The sequence below is a fragment of the Pseudomonas sp. DWP2-2 genome (assembly GCF_049897065.1).
Taxonomy (GTDB): Bacteria; Pseudomonadota; Gammaproteobacteria; order Pseudomonadales; family Pseudomonadaceae; genus Aquipseudomonas; species Aquipseudomonas paracarnis.
On record NZ_JAFCVN010000006.1, the window covers coordinates 1 to 20,924 of the forward strand.

The window sequence follows — 20,924 nt, forward strand, 5'->3', positions numbered from 1 at the left end:
TAATGCCAGTCAGTTAAGAGCTAGAGCAGACAACCAGTGACTTGTGGCGAGGGAGCTTGCTCCCGCTGGACTGCGTAGCAGTCCCATTTTTGGGGCCGCTTCGCGCCCCAGCGGGAGCAAGCTCCCTCGCCACAGTTGCCGATTCTGTCTTAACTGACTGGCATTAGGGCTTGCCCACCGCTATCACAGGCAAGCCAGCTGCCACAGTTGATTGCATTTCGAATGTAGATCGCAAAAAAAACGCCAACCCTAGGGTTGGCGTTTTCGTGCAGCGCTTAGCGCATCACTGCGGCTTCTTGCGGCCAAAACCAGGACGCTGGCCGGAACCGGCCGGGGCGCCACGGCGCTTGCCCGAAGGCTCGTCCGCGACCAGTTTCGGGCCAGGGCGCTTGTTCGCCGCTGGCTTGGCTGGACGCTTGGTGCTGGCGTTGTCGGCCGGGCGATCCGCTTCACCACGGTTGCTGCGACCACCCGCCGGAGCAGGACGCGGCGTACGTGGCGCACGCTCGCCTTCCTGACGCGATGGCGTGGTGGGGCGGCGTTCGCCTTCAATGTGCGGCTGACGCGAGATACGACCGCCGGTGGCCGGTGCATCCAGCGCAGGGCGCAGGGTGCGAGCAACACGTTCGGTACGTGGCACTGGGCGCGACGATTTACGCTGCATACGCTCAAGCTTGTCTTTGCTCTTGGCGTTCATCTGCGGCATGGCAACCGGCGTCAGGCCCACTTCGGCGCTGAGGATATCGACTTCGTACTGGCTCATTTCGCGCCAGCGGCCCATCGGCAGGTCGGAGTTCAGGAACACCGGACCAAAACGCACGCGCTTGAGGCGGCTGACCACCAGGCCCTGGGACTCCCACAGGCGACGCACTTCACGGTTACGGCCTTCCATCACCACGCAGTGGTACCAGTGGTTGAAACCTTCGCCACCCGGCGCCTGCTTGATGTCGGTGAACTTGGCCGGGCCGTCTTCGAGCACCACGCCCGCCTTGAGGCGTTCGATCATCTCGTCATCGACTTCACCACGTACACGCACGGCGTATTCACGGTCCATCTCGTAGGACGGGTGCATCAGGCGGTTGGCCAACTCACCGTCAGTGGTGAACATCAGCAAGCCGGTGGTGTTGATGTCCAGGCGACCGATGTTGATCCAGCGGCCTTCTTTAGGCTTGGGCATCTTGTCGAACACGGTCGGACGGCCTTCCGGGTCGTCACGGGTGCAGATCTCGCCGTCGGGCTTGTTGTACATGATCACGCGGCGCACCGATTCGGCGGCCTCTTCACGCTTGATGACCTTGCCATCAATGGTGATTGCATCGTGCAGGTCGACGCGCTGGCCGAGGGTTGCCTCGACGCCGTTGACCTTGATGCGCTTCTGGGTGATCCAGGCTTCGACGTCGCGGCGCGAGCCCACGCCGATACGCGCCAGCACTTTTTGCAGCTTTTCGCCTGCTGGGCCGATTTCCTGGTCTTTCTGGTCTTGGTCATTCATCGTAAGCACCTCCCGGTGGGTCGATTCAGGCGTGGCCTGAGGGTATTGAAAGCGGAGCCTTGGCCGAATAGGTCGGCAAGGGGTCGCGAATCATACGCGCATGGCGCGTGTTGCGCATCACAGACTAGTCGATAACGCCCAGCTCATTTGCTTTTCCGCCGACCGGTGGCCCCCAGGGCCAGCAATCGCAGCTCGGCTTCGGCCAGCACCGTGCGCTTGTCGGCTTTATCGAGCTTCTTCCAGGCACGGATTTCACGCTTGCTGCGGCCACAGCCGACGCAGATGTCATCGTTGAATTTGCAGATGCTGATGCACGGGTCTTTCATGGCACTCATGGTCGATCCTCTGTGGGAGCTGGCTTGCCTGCGATGGCATCACCTCCTTGCATCTGAGAGACCGAGGCGTCTGCATCGCAGGCAAGCCAGCTCCCACATGGGTTGCGCGGTGAACGTCAGAGCCGGTCAGTCTTCGAGCTGACGGCGTTCGTTCTCGATGGCCTCGGCCAGCGCCCGGGCTTCGTCTTCTTCGTCACTCAGGGGCGGCTGTTCGAGGGCGGCGACGGCGGCCAGGAGCTTTTCCCGGGCTTGGGCCACGCCAAGCACATCGTCTTCGGCTTCGACCTCAGGCTCGGATTCAACGTTCACCTGGGTTTCTGGCTCCGCCGCACCATCACGCAGCAAATCGTCGAAGTCGGTCTTGATCCCCTGCTCCATGTCGTCCAGCTCCAGCAACAACGTATGGAAACTGGTTTCGTCCTTGGGCTCCTCCGGCTCGGCGCTGGCGTCGGCCAGTTCCTGCAGGCTTTGCGGCACCGGTGCGTCGTCGAAGTCGAGCACCGGCTCGGCCTCCATTTCGCGCAGCTCGGCCAGGGGCGGCAAATCGTCAAGGTTTTTCAGGTTGAAGTGATCGAGAAACACCTTGGTGGTGGCGAACATGGCCGGCTTGCCCGGCACATCGCGGTAGCCAACAATGCGGATCCACTCACGTTCCAGCAGGGTCTTGACGATATGGCTGTTGACCGCCACACCACGCACGTCTTCGATCTCGCCCCGGGTGATGGGCTGGCGATAGGCGATCAGCGCCATGGTCTCCAGCATCGCCCGGGAGTAGCGCTGCGGGCGTTCTTCCCACAAACGCCCGACCCACGGTGAAAACTTCTCACGGATCTGCAGGCGGTAACCCGACGCCACTTCACGCAGTTCAAAGGCACGGCCCTCGCAGGATTTGCGCAGGATCTCCAAGGCCTTCTTGAAGACCGGCGGCTCCGGGCGTTCGGCCTCTTCAAAGAGTTCGAACAGGCGCTCCAGAGATTGCGGTTTGCCCGAGGCCAGGAGAAAGGCCTCCAGCAAAGGGGCCAGTTCGCGGGGTTCAGTCAGATTCATCGATTCAGCTCGTTATTCGGCTCGCGCCCGCACGTGGATAGCCGCAAAAGGCTCATTCTGCACCAGCTCGACCAAGGACTCCTTCACCAGCTCAAGGATCGCCATAAAGGTCACCACCACGCCCAGTCGGCCCTCTTCGGCAGTAAACAACTCGACAAAGGGCACAAACCCACCTCCCTTGAGACGTTCCAGCACATCGCTCATGCGCTCGCGGGTGGACAGCGCTTCACGGCTGACCTGGTGGCTCTCGAACATATCGCCGCGGCGCAGTACTTCGGCCATGGACATCAGCAATTCTTCCAGACTCACGTCCGGCAGCAACTTGCGCGCGCGCGCCTCGGGAGCGTCGAGCTTGGGCACCACCACATCACGGCCCACACGGCTCAGGCCGTCGATGCCTTCGGCGGCGGCCTTGAAGCGTTCGTACTCCTGCAGGCGGCGGATCAGCTCGGCGCGCGGGTCATCCTCTTCGGCTTCCACCGTCTCCGAGCGCGGCAACAGCATGCGCGACTTGATCTCGGCGAGCATGGCGGCCATGACCAGGTACTCGGCGGCCAGTTCCAGGCGCACCGACTGCATCAGCTCGACATAGCCCATGTATTGGCGGGTAATTTCTGCCACCGGAATGTCAAGGATGTTGATGTTCTGCTTGCGGATCAGGTACAGCAGCAAGTCCAGCGGGCCTTCGAAGGCTTCAAGGAACACCTCCAGGGCGTCCGGCGGGATGTACAGGTCCAGGGGCATTTCCATGACCGCCTGGCCATACACCATGGCAAACGGCAGTTCCTGCTGGGCGCCAGCCTGGGGATCAGCGGCTTCCACGGCTGACATTCAGGCCTCGACCATGAACGGAGCCGGATCGCCACAACCCACACGCACCACTTCTGGTTCGCCATCGGCCAGGTTGATCACCGTGGAGGCCTTGTTGCCACCGTAGCCGCCGTCGATGATCAGGTCGACGTGCTTTTCCAGCAAACGGCGCATTTCGTAAGGGTCGTACAACGGCTCGGTTTCGCCGGGCAGGATCAACGACACGCTCATCAGCGGTTCGCCCAATTCGGCCAGCAGCGCCAGGGCAATCGGGTGTTCCGGCACGCGCAGGCCAATGGTGCGCTTCTTCGGGTGCAGCAACAGGCGCGGCACTTCGCGGGTGGCGTTGAGGATGAAGGTGTAGGGCCCCGGCGTGTGGGCCTTGAGCAGGCGGAAGGTGCCGGTGTCGACCTTGGCGAACAGCCCGAGCTGGGACAAGTCGCTGCAGATCAGCGCAAAGTTGTGCTTGTCGTCCAGCTGGCGCAGGCGTCTTACTCGCTCCACCGCGCCCTTGTCGCCGATCTGGCAGCCAATGGCGTAGGACGAATCAGTCGGATAGATCACCACGCCGCCGGCACGGATGATCTCCACGGCCTGTTTGATCAGGCGCGCCTGAGGGTTTTCCGGATGAATCTGGAAGAATTGGCTCACGTGCTCTACCTGTTCAGACGGTGGCAATAATGGGGTCATGCTTGAATCGCCCCCACAACAGCGGCAGATCTTCCGGGACCTGGCGATATTCGCCAATCTCGGACCAGCCGCCTGGGCCATGAAAGTCACTGCCGGCACTGACCAGCAGACCAAATTCGCGGGCGAGGATCGCCAGGCTGCCGACCTGTTCGGCGGGTTGATGCCCATTGACCACCTCGATGGCGTGGCCACCCGCTCCAATATAGTCGCTGATCAGCTTGCGGCGCTTGCTGCGGGTGAAATCGTAATGCCAGGGATGCGCCAGGCTCACCCAGGCCCCGGAGGCCCGCAGGGTCTGGACGGTGTCTTCCAGGGTTGGCCAGTGCAGCTTCACATCGCCCAACTTGCCGGCGCCCAGCCATTTGCGAAAGGCCTCGGCGCGATCCTTCACATAGCCTGCACGCACCATCCAGTCGGCAAAGTGCGGACGGGCCGGTGCGTTGCCGCTGTCGCCCAGTTCCTGCTGGATAGCACGGGCACCGTCGAGGGCACCTGGCATGCCTTTAAGGCTGAGCTTGCGGCTTATTTCTTCGGACCGCAGCCAGCGGCCATCGTGCAATTGGGCAATCGCCGCCACCAAGGGCGGGGCCTTTTGATCAAAACCGTAGCCCAGCACGTGGATGGTGGCGCCGCCCCAGGTGCAGGACAATTCCACGCCGTTGACCAGCTGCATACCCAGGGAGTGCGCGGCCTGGCGGGCTTCGTCGAGGCCTTCAAGGGTGTCATGGTCGGTCAATGCCAAAACTCGCACGCCTTTTTCAAACGCACGCGCAACCAGTACCGCGGGCGCCAGGGCGCCGTCGGAGGCCGTGCTGTGGCAGTGCAAATCAACATTCACGGGGGTGTGTAACCTCAAGTCAGCTGGCGCTATCGCAACCAAGGATGTTTGTTATTATGCCGACACATCCAGCTTCTGGCTCTTACTGTGAAACAATTCATCGACTTCATCCCGCTGTTGCTGTTTTTCATCGTTACCAAACTCGACCCCAGGGTCATCGAAATCGCCGGCCACGAGCTGTCGTTCGGGGGCATCTACAGTGCCACTGCCGTACTGATCATCAGCTCTATCGTAGTGTACGGCGCCATCTTCATCTCGCAGCGCAAGCTGGAAAAAAGCCAATGGCTCACCCTCGTCGCCTGCCTGGTGTTCGGCGGCCTGACCCTGGCCTTCCACAGCGAAACCTTCCTTAAATGGAAAGCCCCGGTGGTCAACTGGCTGTTCGCCCTGGTGTTTATCGGCAGCCACTTCATCGGTGACCGCCTGCTGATCAAGCGGATCATGGGCCATGCGCTGACCTTGCCGGAGCCGGTGTGGGGGCGCCTGAACGTGGCCTGGATCGTGTTCTTCCTGTTCTGCGGCGCCGCCAACCTGTTCGTGGCCTTCACCTTCCAGGACTACTGGGTCGACTTCAAAGTGTTTGGCAGCCTGGGCATGACCGTATTGTTTTTGATCGGCCAGGGCATCTACCTGTCACGCCACCTGCATGACACCACACCGAAAACCGAGGACTGACATGCTCTACGCCATCATTGCCACCGACGTTGCCAACTCCCTGGAAAAACGCCTGAGCGTACGCCCTGCCCACGTCGAGCGCCTCAAACAACTGCAAGCCGAAGGCCGCATGGTACTGGCCGGACCGCACCCGGCCGTCGACAGCAACGACCCAGGCGACGCGGGTTTCAGCGGAAGCCTGATCGTCGCCGAGTTCGCCTCCCTGGCCGACGCCCAGGCCTGGGCCAAGGCTGACCCTTATGTCGCAGCAGGCGTCTACGCCGATGTAGTGGTCAAGCCGTTCAAGCAAGTCTTGCCTTGAGCGCGGCTGCGTCGAACCTAATCGTTTCGGCGCACTCCTAATGGCTCACGGCGTCACCGGTGGGGCCTTCGCCGCCGACAATGGCTAAATTGAGTGAGTCATGAGCGAGCTGTTACTGATAGATGATGACCAGGAGCTCTGTGAGCTGCTGACCAGTTGGTTGAGCCAGGAAGGTTTCCAGGTACGCGCCTGCCATGACGGCTTGAGTGCCCGAAAAGCCCTGGCCGACAGTGCGCCGGCGGCCGTCGTACTGGATGTTATGCTGCCCGACGGCAGCGGCCTGGAGCTGCTCAAGCAATTGCGCAACGACCACCCGGAGCTGCCGGTGCTGATGCTCTCGGCCCGGGGCGAACCCCTGGACCGCATCCTCGGCCTGGAACTGGGCGCCGACGACTACCTGGCCAAGCCTTGCGATCCGCGCGAGCTGACGGCGCGCCTGCGCGCCGTATTGCGCCGCAGCCACCCGGCCGCGGTATCGACCCAGCTGGAACTGGGCGACCTGTGCTTCAGCCCGGTGCGCGGCGTGGTCAGCATCGATGAACAGGAGTTCGCCCTCACCGTCTCCGAAAGCCGTCTGCTTGAAGCATTGCTGCGCCAACCCGGCGAGCCCCTGGATAAACAGGAACTGGCGCAGATCGCCCTGGGCCGCAAGCTGACCCTGTATGACCGCAGCCTGGATATGCACGTCAGCAACCTGCGTAAAAAGATCGGCCCACACCCCGATGGCCGGCCACGGATCGTGGCGCTGCGTAGTCGTGGTTACTACTACAGCCTCTAAACATCACGCTCAACCCTGGGGGAGCTGGCTTGCCTGCGATAGTGGTGGGCCAGTTAGCATGAGGGTGACTGACACACCGCTATCGCAGGCAAGCCAGCTCCCACCCGCGTTCTCATCAGCCTCGAGGGTTTTGTCAGTTCCTATCAAACCCGTCTTTACCGAAGCTTTACCCTCCCCTGACCGCCGCTGACCTTGCGCTGCGTAACCTACTCACATCCGGACTCACCGGAATAGAGACAGGAGAATCACCATGCGCAAGACCCTTATCGCTTTGATGTTCGCCACTGCCCTGCCCACCGTTGCCATGGCAATGCCGGAAGGCCCAGGCCCGATGGGTGGTCCTGAAAGCCACATGATGGGCGGCCCAGGCCACGGTGAACACGGTCCGCGTGGCAAAGGCGGCCCGTTCAGCCAGCTGGACTTGAGCAAGGAACAGCGCGAGCAGATCCGCAAGCTGATGGGTGACCAATGGCACGCCCGCAAAGACCTGGTCAAAAAGTACCTGGACAAACTGCCAGCCGCTGACCAGAAGGCGATGCAGGACGAAATCGCCGCCGGCAAGCAGAAAACCCAGACCGATATCCGTGCCGTGCTCAAGCCCGACCAGCAGAAGAAGTACGACGAAATCGTCAAGAAACAAGCCGAACGCCGCGCCGAATGGAAAGAGTTCCAGGCCTGGAAAGCCCAGCAAGCGCAAAAAGCGCAATAATGACCTAGCTTCACCCCAGCCCAGTGGTTCGCGCCGCTGGGCTTTTCCTGTTTGAGGGTTTCCTGTGCGTTCATTGTTCTGGCGTATCCTGGCGAGTTTCTGGCTGGCCATCGCCCTGGTTGCCGGTTTGTCGATCCTGCTTGGGCACATGCTCAACCAGGATGCCTGGATTCTCAGCCGCCACCCTGGCCTCAACAACCTGGCCCAAGAGTGGACGCAGCTCTACGAAACCCAGGGCGAAGACGCCGCCCAGGAGTTGCTGCAGCAGCGCAAACGCCAGTACCACATCGACGTGCAAGTGCTTAACGAAAGCGGCGACCCGGTGGTGCGCGGCACCTTCCCGCGCCGCGCCGCCGCGTTCGAAGCCCGCCAGAACGACAGCCAGGACGGCCACCTGCCGTGGCGACGCCTGACCGCCGAGTACACCAGCGCCAAAACCGGCGACACCTACCTATTGATCTACCGTATTCCTCACCCGGAGCTGGACGCCTGGCACCGCAGCAGCCTGCTGTGGCCGCTCAGTGCATTGGCGATTACCCTGGTGGTGCTGACCCTGTTCAGCCTGCTGGTGACCTTGTCCATCACCCGCCCACTCAGCCGTTTGCGCGGCGCGGTGCATGATCTGGGGCAAACCACTTATCAACAGAACAGCCTGGCGCAACTGGCCAATCGGCGCGACGAGTTCGGCGTGCTGGCCAACGACTTCAACCGCATGGGCGCACGCCTGCAAAGCCTGATCGGCAGCCAGCGCCAGTTGCTGCGCGACGTGTCCCACGAACTGCGCTCGCCGTTGGCGCGCTTGCGTATCGCCCTGGCCCTGGCCGAACGCGCCAGCCCCGAAGAACGGGAAAAACTCTGGCCGCGCCTGACCCGCGAATGCGATCGACTGGAGGCCTTGATCAGCGAGATCCTGGTATTGGCGCGGGTCGACGCCGACAACGCCAGCGCCGAAGACATCGACCTCACCCCGTTGCTTAAAACGCTGCAAAAGGACGCCCAACTCAGTGCCCCCGAGCAAGTGGTGCAACTGACGACTGCCAATGACTTGCAGCTTAAAGGCTGGCCGACCATGATCGAACGCGCCGTGGACAACCTGCTGCGCAATGCCCAGCGCTTCAACCCGGTGGGCGAACCGATTGAATTGCAGGCCCAGCATCAAGGCGGGCGCATTCTGATCAGCGTACGCGACCACGGCCCCGGCGTTGAAGCCGAGCACCTGAGCCAATTGGGCGAGCCGTTCTACCGGGCGCCAGGCCAGACCGCCCAAGGCCATGGCCTGGGCCTGGCCATCGCCCGTCGCGCCGCCGAGCGCCATGGCGGTAACCTGATCCTGGCCAACCATCCCGATGGCGGCTTTATCGCCAGCATCGAACTGCCCTTGATCCCTGGGGTTGCCACACCGGTGGGATGATCTTCTATAGTGGCCCTTCTCTTACGGAGGGCCTTTGATGACAGACCTGCTGACTCCCATCCAAGCCGCACTCGCTTTACCGCACGCCCCACTGCCCCAGACCCAGGCCGGCGCCTTGCCCTCGACCTTCGCCGTGACAGACCTGGCGGCCGCCAGCATCGGCGCCGCGGGCCAGGCCGTCGCCCAGTTGATTGAGCAACAAACCGGGCGCCTGCCCAGCGTCAGCGTGGATCGGCGCCTGGCCTCGTTGTGGTTCTCCTCGTCGATTCGTCCCGTGGGGTGGCAAGTGCCGCCTTTGTGGGACCCGGTAGCGGGTGATTACGCCAGCGTGGATGGCTGGATCCGTCTGCACACCAACGCGCCCCATCACCGCGCAGCGGCCGAGCGGGTATTGGGGCCTGCCGCTGATCGCGCAGCCATGGCGAGTAGAGTCGCGACCTGGAAAGCCGCCGAACTGGAACAGGCGGTTGTCGATGCGGGCGGTTGTGCGGCGCAGATGCGTAGCTGGCAAGCCTGGCAGCAGCATCCCCAAGGCTTGGCGGTAAACGCCGAAGCGTTGATCCAGCGTCAGGTCTTCGAACGCGGCACCGACAAACCCTGGCTCGGTTCCGCAGCGCGCCCACTGGCCGGCATCAAGGTGCTGGATTTGACCCGGGTGCTGGCCGGCCCGGTGGCCAGTCGTTTCCTCGCCGGCTTGGGTGCCAGCGTACTGCGCATCGACTCGCCCACCTGGAACGAACCTGGCGTCGTCCCGGAAATGACCCTGGGTAAACGCTGCGCCCGCCTGGATCTAACGAGCCACGACGACCGGCAAGTGTTCGAAGCGTTGCTCAAGGACGCCGACATCCTGTTCCACGGTTACCGCGCCGATGCCTTGGAGCAACTCGGTTATACCCTTGGCGAACGTCAGCACATCGCCCCCGGACTGATCGACGTCAGCCTCAACGCCTACGGCTGGAGCGGCCCATGGCGTAATCGGCGTGGCTTTGACAGCCTGGTGCAGATGAGCAGCGGGATTGCCGAGGCGGGCATGGCCTGGAAACAGACGGATAAACCGCTGCCGCTGCCGGTGCAGGCGCTGGATCACGCCACCGGCTATTTGATGGCCGCCAGTGCGATCCGGGCGTTGGCCGAGCGCCTGGACTCCGGACGCGGCGGTTCGGCGCGCTTGTCGTTGGCGCGTACGGCGAAGTTGCTGGTGGAGGCCGGGCAAGTGTCACAGCAAGCGGCATTGCGCGAAGAAGATATCAATGACCAAGGCCTGGTGGTGGAGCAGACAGCCTGGGGCCAGGCTCATCGGCTGCTAGCCCCGCTGAGCATCAGTGGCACGCCGTTGCAGTGGGATTTTCCGGCGGTGGAACTGGGTTCGCACCGGCCTCAGTGGTGACTAATACCCTGTAGGAGCGAGCTTGCTCGCGAAGGTCGCCAACGATAACGCGGGAAACCTGATACACAGCGGCGTTCTCAGGTTTTTCGCGAGCAAGCTCGCTCCTACAGGGTTGTCCACAAATGCTGCGCCGCATACGCCCTCAACGGCCGCCACGCCTCGGCACGCGCCAATAACTGCCGCGCCGATACCGGCCCACCTTCCAAAGCCGCCAAAGCATTGATCAGCCCGATATCCCCCGACGCAAACGCATCCGCCTCGCGCAACTGGCGCATGGCGATGTACTGCGCGGTCCACTCTCCAATCCCCGGCAATGCCACTAGCCTTGCAACGCCGTCCTGGAGGCTAGCCTTGGGTTCGAAAAGCTGTGGGTCATCCAACAGCGCCTGGGCCACACCAGACAACGTACGGCCCCGCGCCTTGGGCATGCCCAGGGTAGTCAGGTCCGCCGCAGCCAACACTTCAGGTGTCGGAAACAGGTGGGTAATACCGGCGTGCGGGGTTTGCAGGGTCTGGCCATACTGCGCCACCAACTTGCCCGCCAGGCGAATCGCCGCCACCACGGTGATCTGCTGGCCCAGCACTGCACGAATCGCCAGTTCCAACCCGTCCCAGGTGCCTGGCAACCGTAGGCCAGGGTGGGCCGCAACCAGTTGCGCCATCAGGGGGTCTTGCGACAATTGCGCGTTGATCACCTCAGGCACCGCATCCAGATCAAACATCCTGCGCAAGCGCCGCTCGATCTCAGGCATCGCTGCAGGCTCGGGAAAGTCGACCGTCACCTCCAGCCAATCCCCCACGCCCGGTTCGAGGCTGACCCAGCCATGTCGGCCCGCCACACTGATACTGCGCCGATACACCCCGGCGTCCACGGCTTCCAACCCGGTAATCGCCCGCGCCGATAGGAACCCCAGCATCGCCGCCCAGTCGTAGGGCGGTTGATACGCCAGTCTCACAGTGACAATACCCCGCTATACAGCCCATACGCGGCTAACCCGGCGCCCGCGATCACGCCGCTGAAAATGCCTTTTTCCACGGTGGTAAACAAGGGTTGGCCCTGCTCGCGCTTGGCCAGGGCAAACAGGATCACACCCGGTGCGTACAGCAACGCCGACAGCAGCAAATACTTCAAGCCCCCCGCATACAGCAGCCAAATCGCGTAGCCGAGGGCAACCAGCCCCACCAGCAGATCTTTCATGCGCCGGCGCTGCCAGCCTGCATAGGTTTCGCCGCGCGCGCTCAACAGCACCGCATAGGCCGCCGACCACAAATAAGGCACCAGGATCATTGAGGAAGCCAGGTAGATCAGGGTGGTGTAGGTGCTGGCGGAAAACAGCGTGATCACCAGGAATGCCTGGATCATCACGTTGGTCAGCCATAAGGCATTGACCGGCACCTGATTGGCGTTTTCCTTCTTCAGGAACGCCGGCATGGTCTTGTCCTGGGCGGTGGCATAGAGGATTTCCGCGCACAGCAGCGCCCACGAGAGCAACGCGCCGAGCAGCGAAACCGCCAGGCCGATACTGATCAATACCGCGCCCCAAGGCCCGACGATATGCTCCAACACACCGGCCAGAGACGGGTTCTGCAATTGCGCCAGCTCCGGCTGGCTCATGATGCCCAGGGACAACACATTCACCAGCACCAGCAAGGCCAGCACGCCCACGAAACCAATCACAGTGGCGCGCCCCACGTCCGAGCGTTTCCGCGCCCGCGCCGAATACACACTGGCGCCTTCGATCCCGATAAACACAAACACCGTGACCAGCATCATGTGGCGCACCTGCTCGACCACGCTGCCCATCTGCGGGTTACCCATTCCCCAGATATCGCGGGTGAAAATATCCGCCTTGAATGCAACGGCGGCGATCACGATAAACATCAGCAGCGGCACGATCTTCGCCACCGTCGTCACCTGATTGATGAACGCTGCCTCTTTGATCCCGCGCATCACCAGAAAATGTACGGCCCACAGCAACAGCGACGCGCAGCCGATGGCAAGCGGCGTATTGCCCTGGCCGAACGCCGGAAAAAAGTAGCCGAGGGTGCTGAACAGCAAGACGAAATAACCGACATTGCCCATCCACGCACTGATCCAGTAACCCCAGGCGGATGAAAAGCCCATGTAATCGCCAAAACCCGCCTTGGCGTAGGCATACACCCCGGAGTCCAGTTCGGGCTTACGGTTCGCCAACGTCTGGAACACAAAGGCCAGGGTCAGCATGCCGATGGCGGTGATCGCCCAGCCGATCAAGATGGCCCCCACTTCGGCACGGGAAGCCATGTTCTGCGGCAATGAAAAGATGCCGCCGCCAATCATCGAGCCCACCACCAGGGCAATCAGGGCACTGAGCCGAAGTTTCTGGGCGGGTTGGGTCATGCAGCTTCCTCGAAATAAACGGTTGGGCGACAACTGCGCACATAAGTAATTCAGATTAATGACGTTGTCATAACATAAGGATATGTAAAGGTAGGAAGTTTAGGCTTATTTAGAATTTAAATACGTTAATTATGAAGCGATAGTCAAACAACGTACAAAAAATTTGCACATTCGCAAATACGAACTAGCGTCAACACCCATGTCCTCGACCAAATGATTAACCACAAAGCAAAGAGCGCTCTATCAAGCGCCTTTGCGGGACTTGTTCGCCCGCAAAAACCTCACCCTAAGTCGTTAATTCACAATGGAATGTGCCAATGAAGTGATCTGAGTCAGCTGTTTGATTAGCGCACGGAATTATTCTGTGGTCTCTCTTCTCCTGCATTGGAGTCATGCAATGTCTGAAACTCCCGGAAAACTTCGACTAGGCGCCCTGGTCGCACTTGTCGTCGGCTCGATGATTGGCGGCGGTATCTTTTCATTGCCACAAAACATGGCCGCCAGCGCCGATGTCGGTGCGGTGTTGATCGGCTGGGTGATTACCGCCATCGGCATGTTGACCCTCGCCTTCGTGTTCCAGACCCTCGCCAACCGCAAGCCTGACCTCGACGGCGGGGTCTACGCCTACGCCAAGGCCGGTTTCGGCGACTACATGGGTTTTTCATCTGCCTGGGGTTACTGGATCAGCGCCTGGCTGGGCAACGTCGGCTACTTCGTCTTGCTGTTCAGCACCTTGGGCTATTTCTTCCCGGTCTTTGGCGAGGGCAATACCCCGACGGCGGTGATCGCTGCGTCAGTGCTGTTGTGGGCCGTGCATTTCCTGGTGCTGCGCGGCATCAAGGAAGCCGCGTTCATTAACCTGGTAACCACCGTCGCCAAGGTGGTGCCGCTGCTGCTGTTCGTGCTCATCGCGCTGTTCGCGTTCAAGCTGGACATCTTCACCGCCGACATCTGGGGCGTGAAAAACCCGGACCTGGGCAGTGTGATGAACCAGGTGCGCAACATGATGCTGGTCACCGTGTGGGTGTTTATCGGCATCGAAGGCGCGAGCATCTTCTCGTCCCGTGCCGAGAAACGCAGCGACGTGGGCAAGGCCACCGTGATCGGCTTTATCACCGTGCTGCTGTTCCTGATGCTGGTGAACGTGCTGTCCCTGGGGATCATGACCCAGCCGGAACTGGCCAAGCTGCAAAACCCGTCGATGGCCGCCGTGCTGGAGCATGTGGTGGGCCACTGGGGCGCGGTGCTGATCAGCGTGGGCTTGATCATCTCCCTGCTCGGCGCGCTGCTGTCCTGGGTGCTGCTGTGTGCGGAGATCATGTTCGCCGCCGCCAAGGACCACACCATGCCGGAGTTCCTGCGCAAGGAGAACGCCAACCACGTGCCGGTCAACGCCCTGTGGCTGACCAACGCAATGGTGCAGATATTCCTGGTGATCACGCTGTTTTCCGCCAGCACTTACCTGTCACTGATCTACCTCGCCACCTCGATGATCCTGGTGCCTTACCTGTGGTCGGCGGCCTACGCCCTGCTGCTGGCGGTGCGCGGCGAGACCTACGAGAACGCCCTCAAAGAGCGCAGGAAAGACCTGTTCATCGGCGCCATCGCCCTGATCTATGCGATCTGGCTGCTGTATGCCGGCGGCACCAAATACCTGCTGCTCTCCGCCCTGCTCTACGCCCCCGGCGCGATCCTGTTCGCCAAGGCCAAGCGTGAACTGGGCAAACCGATTTTCACCCCCGTCGAGAAGCTGATTTTCGCCGCAGTGGTCATTGGCGCCCTGGTGGCGGCCTATGGGCTCTACGACGGCTTCCTGACCCTGTAATTGTTGTTCACTGGAGGATCTGTAATGACCACGGAAAAAGTGAAGTACGGCGTACATTCCGAAGCCGGCAAACTGCGCAAAGTCATGGTGTGCTCCCCAGGTTTGGCCCACCAGCGGCTGACCCCCAACAACTGCGACGAGCTGCTGTTCGATGACGTGCTGTGGGTGGCCCAGGCCAAGCGCGACCACTTCGACTTCGTGACCAAGATGCGCGAGCGGGACATTGATGTGCTGGAAATGCACAACCTGCTCACCGACATCGTCGCCAACCCCGAAGCGCTGGACTGGATTCTGGAACGCAAGATCACCGCCAACACGGTAGGCCTGGGCCTGGTCGATGAAGTCGGCTCGTGGCTGCGCAGCCTGGAGCCGCGCAAAATCAGCGAATACCTGATTGGCGGCGTATCGGCCGACGACCTGCCGAGCAGCTTCGGTGGCAAGACCATCGAGATGTTCCGCGATTTTCTCGGCCACGCCAGTTTCATCCTGCCGCCGCTGCCCAATACCCAGTTCACCCGCGACACCACCTGCTGGATCTACGGCGGCGTGACGCTCAACCCGATGTACTGGCCGGCGCGACGCCAGGAAACCCTGCTGACCAGCGCCATCTATAAATTCCACCCTGAGTTCACCAACGCGGACTTCCAGATCTGGTACGGCGACCCCGACCAGGAACATGGCGCCGCGACGCTGGAAGGCGGCGACGTGATGCCGATTGGCAATGGCGTGGTGTTGATCGGCATGGGTGAGCGCTCCTCCCACCAGGCCATCGGCCAACTGGCGCGCAACCTGTTCCAGAACAAAGCCGTGGAACGCGTCATCGTTGCCGGCCTGCCCAAATCCCGCGCCGCGATGCACCTGGACACTGTGTTCAGCTTCTGCGACCGCGACCTGGTCACCGTCTTCCCCGAAGTGGTCAACCAGATCGTGCCGTTCACCCTGCGCCCTGACGAGAGCAAGCCCCACGGCATCGACATCCAGCGCGAGAAAACCAACTTCCTCGAAACCGTGGCCGCAGCGCTCAACCTCAAGGCGCTACGTGTCGTCGAGACCGGCGGCAACAGCTTCGCCGCCGAACGCGAGCAATGGGATGACGGCAACAACGTGGTGGCCGTGGAACCGGGCGTGGTGATTGGCTACGACCGCAACACCTACACCAACACCCTGCTGCGCAAGGCCGGTGTGGAAGTGATCACCATCAGCGCCGGTGAACTCGGCCGTGGCCGTGGCGGCGGCCACTGCATGACCTGCCCGATCATCCGCGACCCTATCGACTATTAAGGAGATTCCATCATGGCTTTCAATATGCGCAACCGCAGCCTGCTGTCGCTGATGCACCACACTACCCGCGAGCTGCATTACCTGCTGGACCTGTCCCGCGACCTCAAACGCGCCAAATACACCGGCACCGAGCGCCCGCACTTGCAGGGCAAGAACATCGCGCTGATCTTCGAAAAAACCTCGACCCGCACTCGCTGTGCCTTCGAAGTCGCGGCCCATGACCAAGGCGCCCACGTCACCTATATCGACCCGGTGTCGTCGCAGATCGGCCACAAAGAAAGCATGAAAGACACCGCCCGCGTGTTGGGCCGGATGTTCGATGCCATCGAGTACCGTGGTTTTGAGCAGGAAATCGTCGAAGAGCTGGCCAAGTTCGCCGGTGTGCCGGTGTTCAACGGCCTCACCGCCGAATTCCACCCGACCCAGATGATCGCTGACACCCTGACCATGCGCGAACACAGCGACAAGCCGCTGCATGACATCAGCTACGCCTACCTCGGGGACGCCCGCTACAACATGGGCAACTCGCTGCTGATGATCGGCGCCAAGCTGGGCATGGACGTGCGCATCGGCGCGCCGAAAGCGCTGTGGCCCCATGAAGACTTCATCAAGCAGTGCCAGGCATTTGCCGAGGAAAGCGGTGCACGCATCACCATCACCGAAGACCCGAAAGAGGCAGTCAAAGGCGTGGACTTCATCCACACCGATATCTGGGTGTCCATGGGCGAGCCGGTGGAAGCGTGGGACGAGCGTATCGAACAACTGCTGCCGTACCAGGTCAACGCCAAGATGATGAAAGCCTCGGGCAACCCTCGGGTGAAATTCATGCACTGCCTGCCGGCGTTCCACAACAGCGAAACCAAGGTCGGCAAGGACATCGCTGCGCGCTATCCGCACTTGGCCAACGGTGTGGAAGTGACCGAGGAAGTCTTCGAGTCGCCGGCCAACATCGCCTTTGAGCAGGCGGAAAACCGCATGCATACCATCAAGGCGATTCTGGTGTCGGCGTTGGCAGACATTTAATTTCCACGGTGTGAACACCGTCAGTGTGGGAGCTGGCTTGCCTGCGATAGCGGTGGGTCTGGCAACAGCAGGTCGCCTGCCAGGCCCTCATCGCAGGCAAGCCAGCTCCCACATTGACCGAGGTGTTCATGCGTTCCCTGAAAGGACATTCTGTATGCGCATCGTCGTAGCCCTGGGCGGCAACGCCCTCCTGCGTCGTGGTGAACCCATGACCGCAGACAACCAACGCGCCAATATCCGCATCGCCACCGAACAGATCGCCAAAATCCACGCCGGCAACGAACTGGTGATCGCCCACGGCAACGGCCCGCAGGTCGGCCTGCTGTCGTTGCAGGCGGCGGCCTACACCAGCGTCTCGCCCTACCCGCTGGATGTGTTGGGCGCCGAGACCGAGGGCATGATCGGCTACATCATCGAACAGGAACTGGGCAACCTGCTGGATTTTGAAGTGCCATTCGCCACCCTGCTCACCCAGGTCGAAGTCGACGCCAAGGACCCGGCCTTCCAGAACCCCACCAAGCCTATCGGCCCGGTATATGCCAAAGCCGAAGCCGAGCAACTCGCCGCCGAAAAAGGTTGGGCCATCGCGCCCGACGGCGACAAATACCGCCGTGTAGTCGCCAGCCCGCGGCCCAAACGCATCTTTGAAATTCGCCCGATCAAATGGCTGCTGGAGAAAAAAGCCATCGTGATCTGCGCCGGCGGTGGCGGCATCCCGACGATGTATGGCGAAGACGGCAAGCTGCGCGGCATTGAAGCGGTGATCGACAAAGACTTGTGTTCCTCCTTGCTGGCAACGCAACTGGAGGCCGATTTGCTGGTGATCGCCACCGACGTCAACGCCGCTTTTATTGACTTCGGCAAGCCCACCCAGAAGGCCATCGGCCAGGCCCACCCCGACGAGATGGAAAAACTCGGCTTCGCCGCCGGCTCCATGGGCCCCAAGGTACAAGCCGCCTGCGAGTTCGCCCGTCAGACTGGCAAAACCGCGGTGATCGGTTCACTCTCGGACATAGAAGCCATCGTCCAGGGCAGCGCCGGCACGCGCATCAGCACGGCAAAACCTGGCATCACCTACCTGTGAAGTTGAGGAGAAACGCCTATGGCTATCTTTGAACCCGGCCACTTGCATATCGAGCGACACGCGCTGAACAAGGACGATGTCAGCTACGACCTGTGCCTGGACTACGAAGTCGTCACGGATGACCGCGAAGGCAAAGGCATGCAGTTCACCCTGCATGGCAGCATCCAGGGCAAGGACATGAAGGAAACCTTTTTCCTGCCCAAGGACCAGGCCTATAACTTCGCCAGCAATGTGACCAAGATTGTCGAAAAATACGGCATTCCCAAGACCCATAGCAGCGTCGGTTCACAGCACAAGCATTACGACCTGATGTTTGAGGATGTGCGCCAGCAGTTGGATATGAAATCCGGCGACCCGGTCAAACCCGAACACCTGGAATAACCTGCCCCCCAATCGAATGTGGGAGCTGGCTTGCCTGCGATAGCGACGTGTCAGACGATATTTTCGGTAACTGACCCACCGCCATCGCAGGCAAGCCAGCTCCCACATTTTGATCTCCACCGGCTCCAAGGCATACTGGCCACCCTCAGCACTCCAGAATCAAGATCCGCCCCATGCGTATCCACGTCAGCTTCATCGACCGCGTCGGCATCACCCAGGAAGTCCTGGCCTTGCTCGGTGGGCGCAATCTCAATCTGGATGCGGTGGAGATGGTGCCGCCCAATGTCTATATCGATGCGCCGACCCTCAGCGCCGAAGTGCTCGAAGAACTGCGCGACGCGTTGTTCAGCGTGCACGGCGTGCAAGCGGTAAAGGTCGTCGACATCCTTCCGGGCCAGCGTCGCCACTTGCAACTCGACGCCCTGCTGGCGGCCATGACCGACCCGGTGCTGGCCCTGGACAGTGCAGGCAAGATCCTGCTGGCCAATCCGGCGCTGATCGCCTTGTACGGGCGTGAACCGGCTGGTGAGAGCATCGCCGAGCTGTTCGATGATCCGGCATTGCTGGAAACCTTGCTGGACCAGGGCTTTCGCTTGCCGTTGCGCGAGATCAGCGTGAACGGCCAGACCTTGCTGCTGGGCGCCACGCCAATCACCGACGCCGGCGCCCTGCTCACGCTCTACCAGCCCAACCGCATCGGCGAACAACTGTCGGCGCTGCACCATGACCATGCCGAAGGGTTTGATGCGCTGCTGGGCGAGTCCCCGGCGATCCGCACGCTCAAGGCGCGGGCGCAACGGGTGGCGGCACTGGATGCACCGCTGCTGATCCAAGGCGAAACCGGTACCGGCAAAGAGCTGGTGGCCCGCGCCTGCCACGCCATCAGTGCGCGCCACAGTGCGCCGTTTCTGGCATTGAACTGCGCGGCACTGCCGGAAAATCTCGCCGAAAGTGAATTGTTCGGCTATGCCCCTGGCGCCTTTACCGGCGCGCAACGCGGTGGCAAACCAGGGCTGATGGAGCTGGCCAACCAGGGCACGGTGTTCCTCGATGAGATCGGTGAGATGTCGCCGTATCTGCAAGCCAAGCTGCTGCGTTTTCTCAATGACGGTAGCTTTCGCCGCGTGGGTGGCGACCGCGAAGTGAAGGTCAATGTGCGCATCCTCAGCGCCACCCACCGCGACCTGGAAAAGATGGTCAGCGAAGGCACCTTTCGCGAAGATCTGTTTTACCGCCTCAACGTGCTCAACGTCGCCGTGCCGCCCTTGCGTGAACGCGGCCAGGACATCCTGCTGCTGGCGCGCTACTTCATGCAGCAAGCCTGCGCGCAGATCCAGCGCCCGGTCTGCCGCCTGGCGCCCGGTACCTATCCAGCCCTGCTGGGCAACCACTGGCCGGGCAACGTGCGGCAGTTGCAAAACGTGATCTTCCGCGCTGCCGCCATCTGCGAAAGCAGCCTGGTGGACATCGGCGACCTGGACATCGCCGGCACCTCCGTGGCGCGCCAGAGCGATGGTGAAGTCGACAGCCTGGAACAGGCCGTGGAAGATTTCGAGCGCAGCCTGCTGGAAAGCCTCTACAGCCGCTACCCCTCGACCCGCCAACTGGCCAGCCGGCTGCAAACCTCCCACACGGCTATCGCCCATCGCCTGCGCAAATACGGCATTCCCAACAAACCCTGACGGAATAAACGCGGTTCAACTGTGGGAGCTGGCTTGCCTGCGATAGCGTCGGGTCATCCAACTCCTTAGTGACGGGTAGACCGCTATCGCAGGCAAGCCCCCACAGAAACCGCATTACAGATTTGGTCTGAGAACGACATTCCGTGTACTGAAAGCGCTACAGCGTAACGATATCGCTACAGCCCTGTTTTTTGCGTGCCATGCAAGGCTTTGATCCACATAGGCTTTTTTTCACGCACTCGACTGTAGCGAAAACGCTACAGCACATTCGATTAAGCCTATGGCTGAATTTATTAACTCTTTGATCTATAAAGACTTAATAACGTTGGCCGCGATATTGCTAAGCAACTCCTCATTATTCCAATCCCGTCCACCAGACGATTCTGGCCCTGAGGAGTTTCCATGAGCGAGTTGCGTTTCACTGAAGATCACGAATGGCTGCGCGCCGAAGCCGATGGCAGCGTCACCGTGGGTATCACCGCTTTTGCGCAGAACGCGCTGGGTGACGTGGTTTTCGTGCAACTGCCGGAGTTGCAGGCTTACGACAAAGGCGCTGAAGCCTCCACCGTGGAATCGGTCAAAGCCGCCAGCGGCGTGTATATGCCGTTGGACGGTGAAGTGCTGGAAGTGAACGACAAGCTCGATGGCAGCCCGGAACTGATCAACGAAGACCCGATGGGCGAAGGCTGGTTCTTCCGTTTTAAACCCGCCGATGCCGATGCAGTGGCTAAGCTGTTGGATCAGGATGCGTACGACCGCCTGATCAAAGCCAACGCTGAAGCCTGAGGAGCGCGC

At 61.4% G+C, this 20,924-nt stretch carries 21 protein-coding genes; 13 read left to right on the top strand and 8 right to left on the bottom strand.

Annotated features, from left to right (window positions below):
• Nucleotides 1-283: 283 nt before the first annotated feature.
• The 6 genes from rluB to ACP7CZ_RS15035 form a co-directional block, all read right to left on the bottom strand.
• The gene (gene rluB, locus ACP7CZ_RS15010) at nt 284-1,492 is read right to left on the bottom strand and encodes a 23S rRNA pseudouridine(2605) synthase RluB (protein ID WP_014719681.1); all 1,209 of its coding nucleotides are present in this window, start codon (nt 1,490-1,492) and stop codon (nt 284-286) included.
• 143 nt (nt 1,493-1,635) lie between these two features.
• Nucleotides 1,636-1,827: a DUF1289 domain-containing protein gene (locus ACP7CZ_RS15015; RefSeq protein WP_034128540.1), complete on the bottom strand. Its 192-nt coding sequence runs from the start codon at nt 1,825-1,827 to the stop codon at nt 1,636-1,638.
• Nucleotides 1,828-1,953: 126 nt separating this feature from the next.
• Nucleotides 1,954-2,874 (bottom strand): SMC-Scp complex subunit ScpB, encoded by a 921-nt coding sequence (scpB, locus tag ACP7CZ_RS15020; protein WP_003193794.1) that lies wholly within the window; start codon nt 2,872-2,874, stop codon nt 1,954-1,956.
• Nucleotides 2,875-2,886: 12 nt separating this feature from the next.
• On the bottom strand, nt 2,887-3,585 hold the full coding sequence (locus tag ACP7CZ_RS15025) for a segregation and condensation protein A (RefSeq protein ID WP_164365898.1): 699 nt from the start codon (nt 3,583-3,585) through the stop codon (nt 2,887-2,889).
• Nucleotides 3,586-3,705: 120 nt separating this feature from the next.
• The gene (locus ACP7CZ_RS15030) at nt 3,706-4,335 is read right to left on the bottom strand and encodes an L-threonylcarbamoyladenylate synthase (RefSeq protein ID WP_003193796.1); all 630 of its coding nucleotides are present in this window, start codon (nt 4,333-4,335) and stop codon (nt 3,706-3,708) included.
• Between the two features lie 13 nt (nt 4,336-4,348).
• The gene (locus ACP7CZ_RS15035) at nt 4,349-5,212 is read right to left on the bottom strand and encodes a PHP domain-containing protein (protein WP_020303140.1); all 864 of its coding nucleotides are present in this window, start codon (nt 5,210-5,212) and stop codon (nt 4,349-4,351) included.
• A gap of 87 nt (nt 5,213-5,299) precedes the next feature.
• On the opposite strand from ACP7CZ_RS15035, the gene ACP7CZ_RS15040 reads away from it, so the two are divergent.
• From ACP7CZ_RS15040 to ACP7CZ_RS15065, 6 genes are all read left to right on the top strand, one after another.
• Nucleotides 5,300-5,887: a septation protein A gene (locus ACP7CZ_RS15040; protein WP_054898401.1), complete on the top strand. Its 588-nt coding sequence runs from the start codon at nt 5,300-5,302 to the stop codon at nt 5,885-5,887.
• 1 nt (nt 5,888) lies between these two features.
• Entirely contained in the window at nt 5,889-6,188 is a 300-nt protein-coding gene (locus tag ACP7CZ_RS15045) for a YciI family protein (RefSeq protein ID WP_034128543.1), read from the top strand.
• Nucleotides 6,189-6,288: 100 nt separating this feature from the next.
• Complete coding sequence (locus ACP7CZ_RS15050) at nt 6,289-6,966, top strand: response regulator transcription factor (RefSeq protein WP_003193803.1); 678 nt, start codon at nt 6,289-6,291, stop codon at nt 6,964-6,966.
• Between the two features lie 250 nt (nt 6,967-7,216).
• On the top strand, nt 7,217-7,675 hold the full coding sequence (locus tag ACP7CZ_RS15055; RefSeq protein WP_034128544.1) for an LTXXQ domain protein: 459 nt from the start codon (nt 7,217-7,219) through the stop codon (nt 7,673-7,675).
• A gap of 64 nt (nt 7,676-7,739) precedes the next feature.
• The gene (locus tag ACP7CZ_RS15060; protein ID WP_054898400.1) at nt 7,740-9,086 is read left to right on the top strand and encodes a sensor histidine kinase; all 1,347 of its coding nucleotides are present in this window, start codon (nt 7,740-7,742) and stop codon (nt 9,084-9,086) included.
• 37 nt (nt 9,087-9,123) lie between these two features.
• Nucleotides 9,124-10,473 carry a CoA transferase gene (locus tag ACP7CZ_RS15065; protein ID WP_057975118.1) on the top strand — a complete coding sequence of 450 codons (1,350 nt, stop codon included), beginning with the start codon at nt 9,124-9,126 and terminating at the stop codon, nt 10,471-10,473.
• A gap of 104 nt (nt 10,474-10,577) precedes the next feature.
• Here ACP7CZ_RS15065 and ACP7CZ_RS15070 read toward each other — a convergent pair whose 3' ends face one another.
• Together ACP7CZ_RS15070 and arcD (ACP7CZ_RS15075) are read right to left on the bottom strand one after the other, a co-directional pair.
• Nucleotides 10,578-11,429, bottom strand: a complete 852-nt coding sequence (locus ACP7CZ_RS15070; RefSeq protein ID WP_200583308.1) for a DNA-3-methyladenine glycosylase family protein — start codon at nt 11,427-11,429, stop codon at nt 10,578-10,580.
• Nucleotides 11,426-12,853, bottom strand: coding sequence for an arginine-ornithine antiporter (arcD, locus tag ACP7CZ_RS15075; RefSeq protein WP_294204654.1), 1,428 nt, complete (start codon nt 12,851-12,853; stop codon nt 11,426-11,428). The genes ACP7CZ_RS15070 and arcD (ACP7CZ_RS15075) overlap by 4 nt, the downstream gene beginning before the upstream one ends.
• A 397-nt stretch (nt 12,854-13,250) precedes the next feature.
• Here arcD (ACP7CZ_RS15075) and arcD (ACP7CZ_RS15080) point away from each other — a divergent pair, with 397 nt between their 5' ends.
• From arcD (ACP7CZ_RS15080) to gcvH, 7 genes are all read left to right on the top strand, one after another.
• Nucleotides 13,251-14,678 (top strand): arginine-ornithine antiporter, encoded by a 1,428-nt coding sequence (arcD, locus tag ACP7CZ_RS15080; protein WP_014719693.1) that lies wholly within the window; start codon nt 13,251-13,253, stop codon nt 14,676-14,678.
• Nucleotides 14,679-14,702: 24 nt separating this feature from the next.
• The gene (arcA, locus tag ACP7CZ_RS15085) at nt 14,703-15,959 is read left to right on the top strand and encodes an arginine deiminase (protein WP_014719694.1); all 1,257 of its coding nucleotides are present in this window, start codon (nt 14,703-14,705) and stop codon (nt 15,957-15,959) included.
• Nucleotides 15,960-15,971: 12 nt separating this feature from the next.
• Nucleotides 15,972-16,982 (top strand): ornithine carbamoyltransferase, encoded by a 1,011-nt coding sequence (locus tag ACP7CZ_RS15090; RefSeq protein ID WP_014719695.1) that lies wholly within the window; start codon nt 15,972-15,974, stop codon nt 16,980-16,982.
• 154 nt (nt 16,983-17,136) lie between these two features.
• Nucleotides 17,137-18,066 (top strand): carbamate kinase, encoded by a 930-nt coding sequence (gene arcC / locus ACP7CZ_RS15095; protein ID WP_294204657.1) that lies wholly within the window; start codon nt 17,137-17,139, stop codon nt 18,064-18,066.
• An 18-nt stretch (nt 18,067-18,084) separates the two neighbouring features.
• Nucleotides 18,085-18,447 carry a DUF5064 family protein gene (locus ACP7CZ_RS15100; RefSeq protein WP_057975114.1) on the top strand — a complete coding sequence of 121 codons (363 nt, stop codon included), beginning with the start codon at nt 18,085-18,087 and terminating at the stop codon, nt 18,445-18,447.
• 173 nt (nt 18,448-18,620) lie between these two features.
• Entirely contained in the window at nt 18,621-20,129 is a 1,509-nt protein-coding gene (locus tag ACP7CZ_RS15105; protein WP_003193823.1) for a sigma-54-dependent transcriptional regulator, read from the top strand.
• 402 nt (nt 20,130-20,531) lie between these two features.
• Nucleotides 20,532-20,915: a glycine cleavage system protein GcvH gene (gene gcvH, locus ACP7CZ_RS15110; protein ID WP_089042411.1), complete on the top strand. Its 384-nt coding sequence runs from the start codon at nt 20,532-20,534 to the stop codon at nt 20,913-20,915.
• Nucleotides 20,916-20,924 lie beyond the last annotated feature (9 nt).

What these genes read in the sequence shown, in the direction of transcription:
- arcC (WP_294204657.1), top strand. Translation starts at nt 17,137, where the DNA reads ATGCGCATCGTCGTAGCCCTGGGCGGCAACGCCCTCCTGCGTCGTGGT.
- ACP7CZ_RS15045 (WP_034128543.1), top strand. Translation starts at nt 5,889, where the DNA reads ATGCTCTACGCCATCATTGCCACCGACGTTGCCAACTCCCTGGAAAAA.
- ACP7CZ_RS15015 (WP_034128540.1), bottom strand. Translation starts at nt 1,827, where the DNA reads ATGAGTGCCATGAAAGACCCGTGCATCAGCATCTGCAAATTCAACGAT.
- arcD (WP_014719693.1), top strand. Translation starts at nt 13,251, where the DNA reads ATGTCTGAAACTCCCGGAAAACTTCGACTAGGCGCCCTGGTCGCACTT.
- gcvH (WP_089042411.1), top strand. Translation starts at nt 20,532, where the DNA reads ATGAGCGAGTTGCGTTTCACTGAAGATCACGAATGGCTGCGCGCCGAA.
- ACP7CZ_RS15100 (WP_057975114.1), top strand. Translation starts at nt 18,085, where the DNA reads ATGGCTATCTTTGAACCCGGCCACTTGCATATCGAGCGACACGCGCTG.
- arcA (WP_014719694.1), top strand. Translation starts at nt 14,703, where the DNA reads ATGACCACGGAAAAAGTGAAGTACGGCGTACATTCCGAAGCCGGCAAA.
- scpB (WP_003193794.1), bottom strand. Translation starts at nt 2,874, where the DNA reads ATGAATCTGACTGAACCCCGCGAACTGGCCCCTTTGCTGGAGGCCTTT.
- rluB (WP_014719681.1), bottom strand. Translation starts at nt 1,492, where the DNA reads ATGAATGACCAAGACCAGAAAGACCAGGAAATCGGCCCAGCAGGCGAA.
- ACP7CZ_RS15090 (WP_014719695.1), top strand. Translation starts at nt 15,972, where the DNA reads ATGGCTTTCAATATGCGCAACCGCAGCCTGCTGTCGCTGATGCACCAC.
- arcD (WP_294204654.1), bottom strand. Translation starts at nt 12,853, where the DNA reads ATGACCCAACCCGCCCAGAAACTTCGGCTCAGTGCCCTGATTGCCCTG.
- ACP7CZ_RS15055 (WP_034128544.1), top strand. Translation starts at nt 7,217, where the DNA reads ATGCGCAAGACCCTTATCGCTTTGATGTTCGCCACTGCCCTGCCCACC.
- ACP7CZ_RS15050 (WP_003193803.1), top strand. Translation starts at nt 6,289, where the DNA reads ATGAGCGAGCTGTTACTGATAGATGATGACCAGGAGCTCTGTGAGCTG.
- ACP7CZ_RS15105 (WP_003193823.1), top strand. Translation starts at nt 18,621, where the DNA reads ATGCGTATCCACGTCAGCTTCATCGACCGCGTCGGCATCACCCAGGAA.
- ACP7CZ_RS15065 (WP_057975118.1), top strand. Translation starts at nt 9,124, where the DNA reads ATGACAGACCTGCTGACTCCCATCCAAGCCGCACTCGCTTTACCGCAC.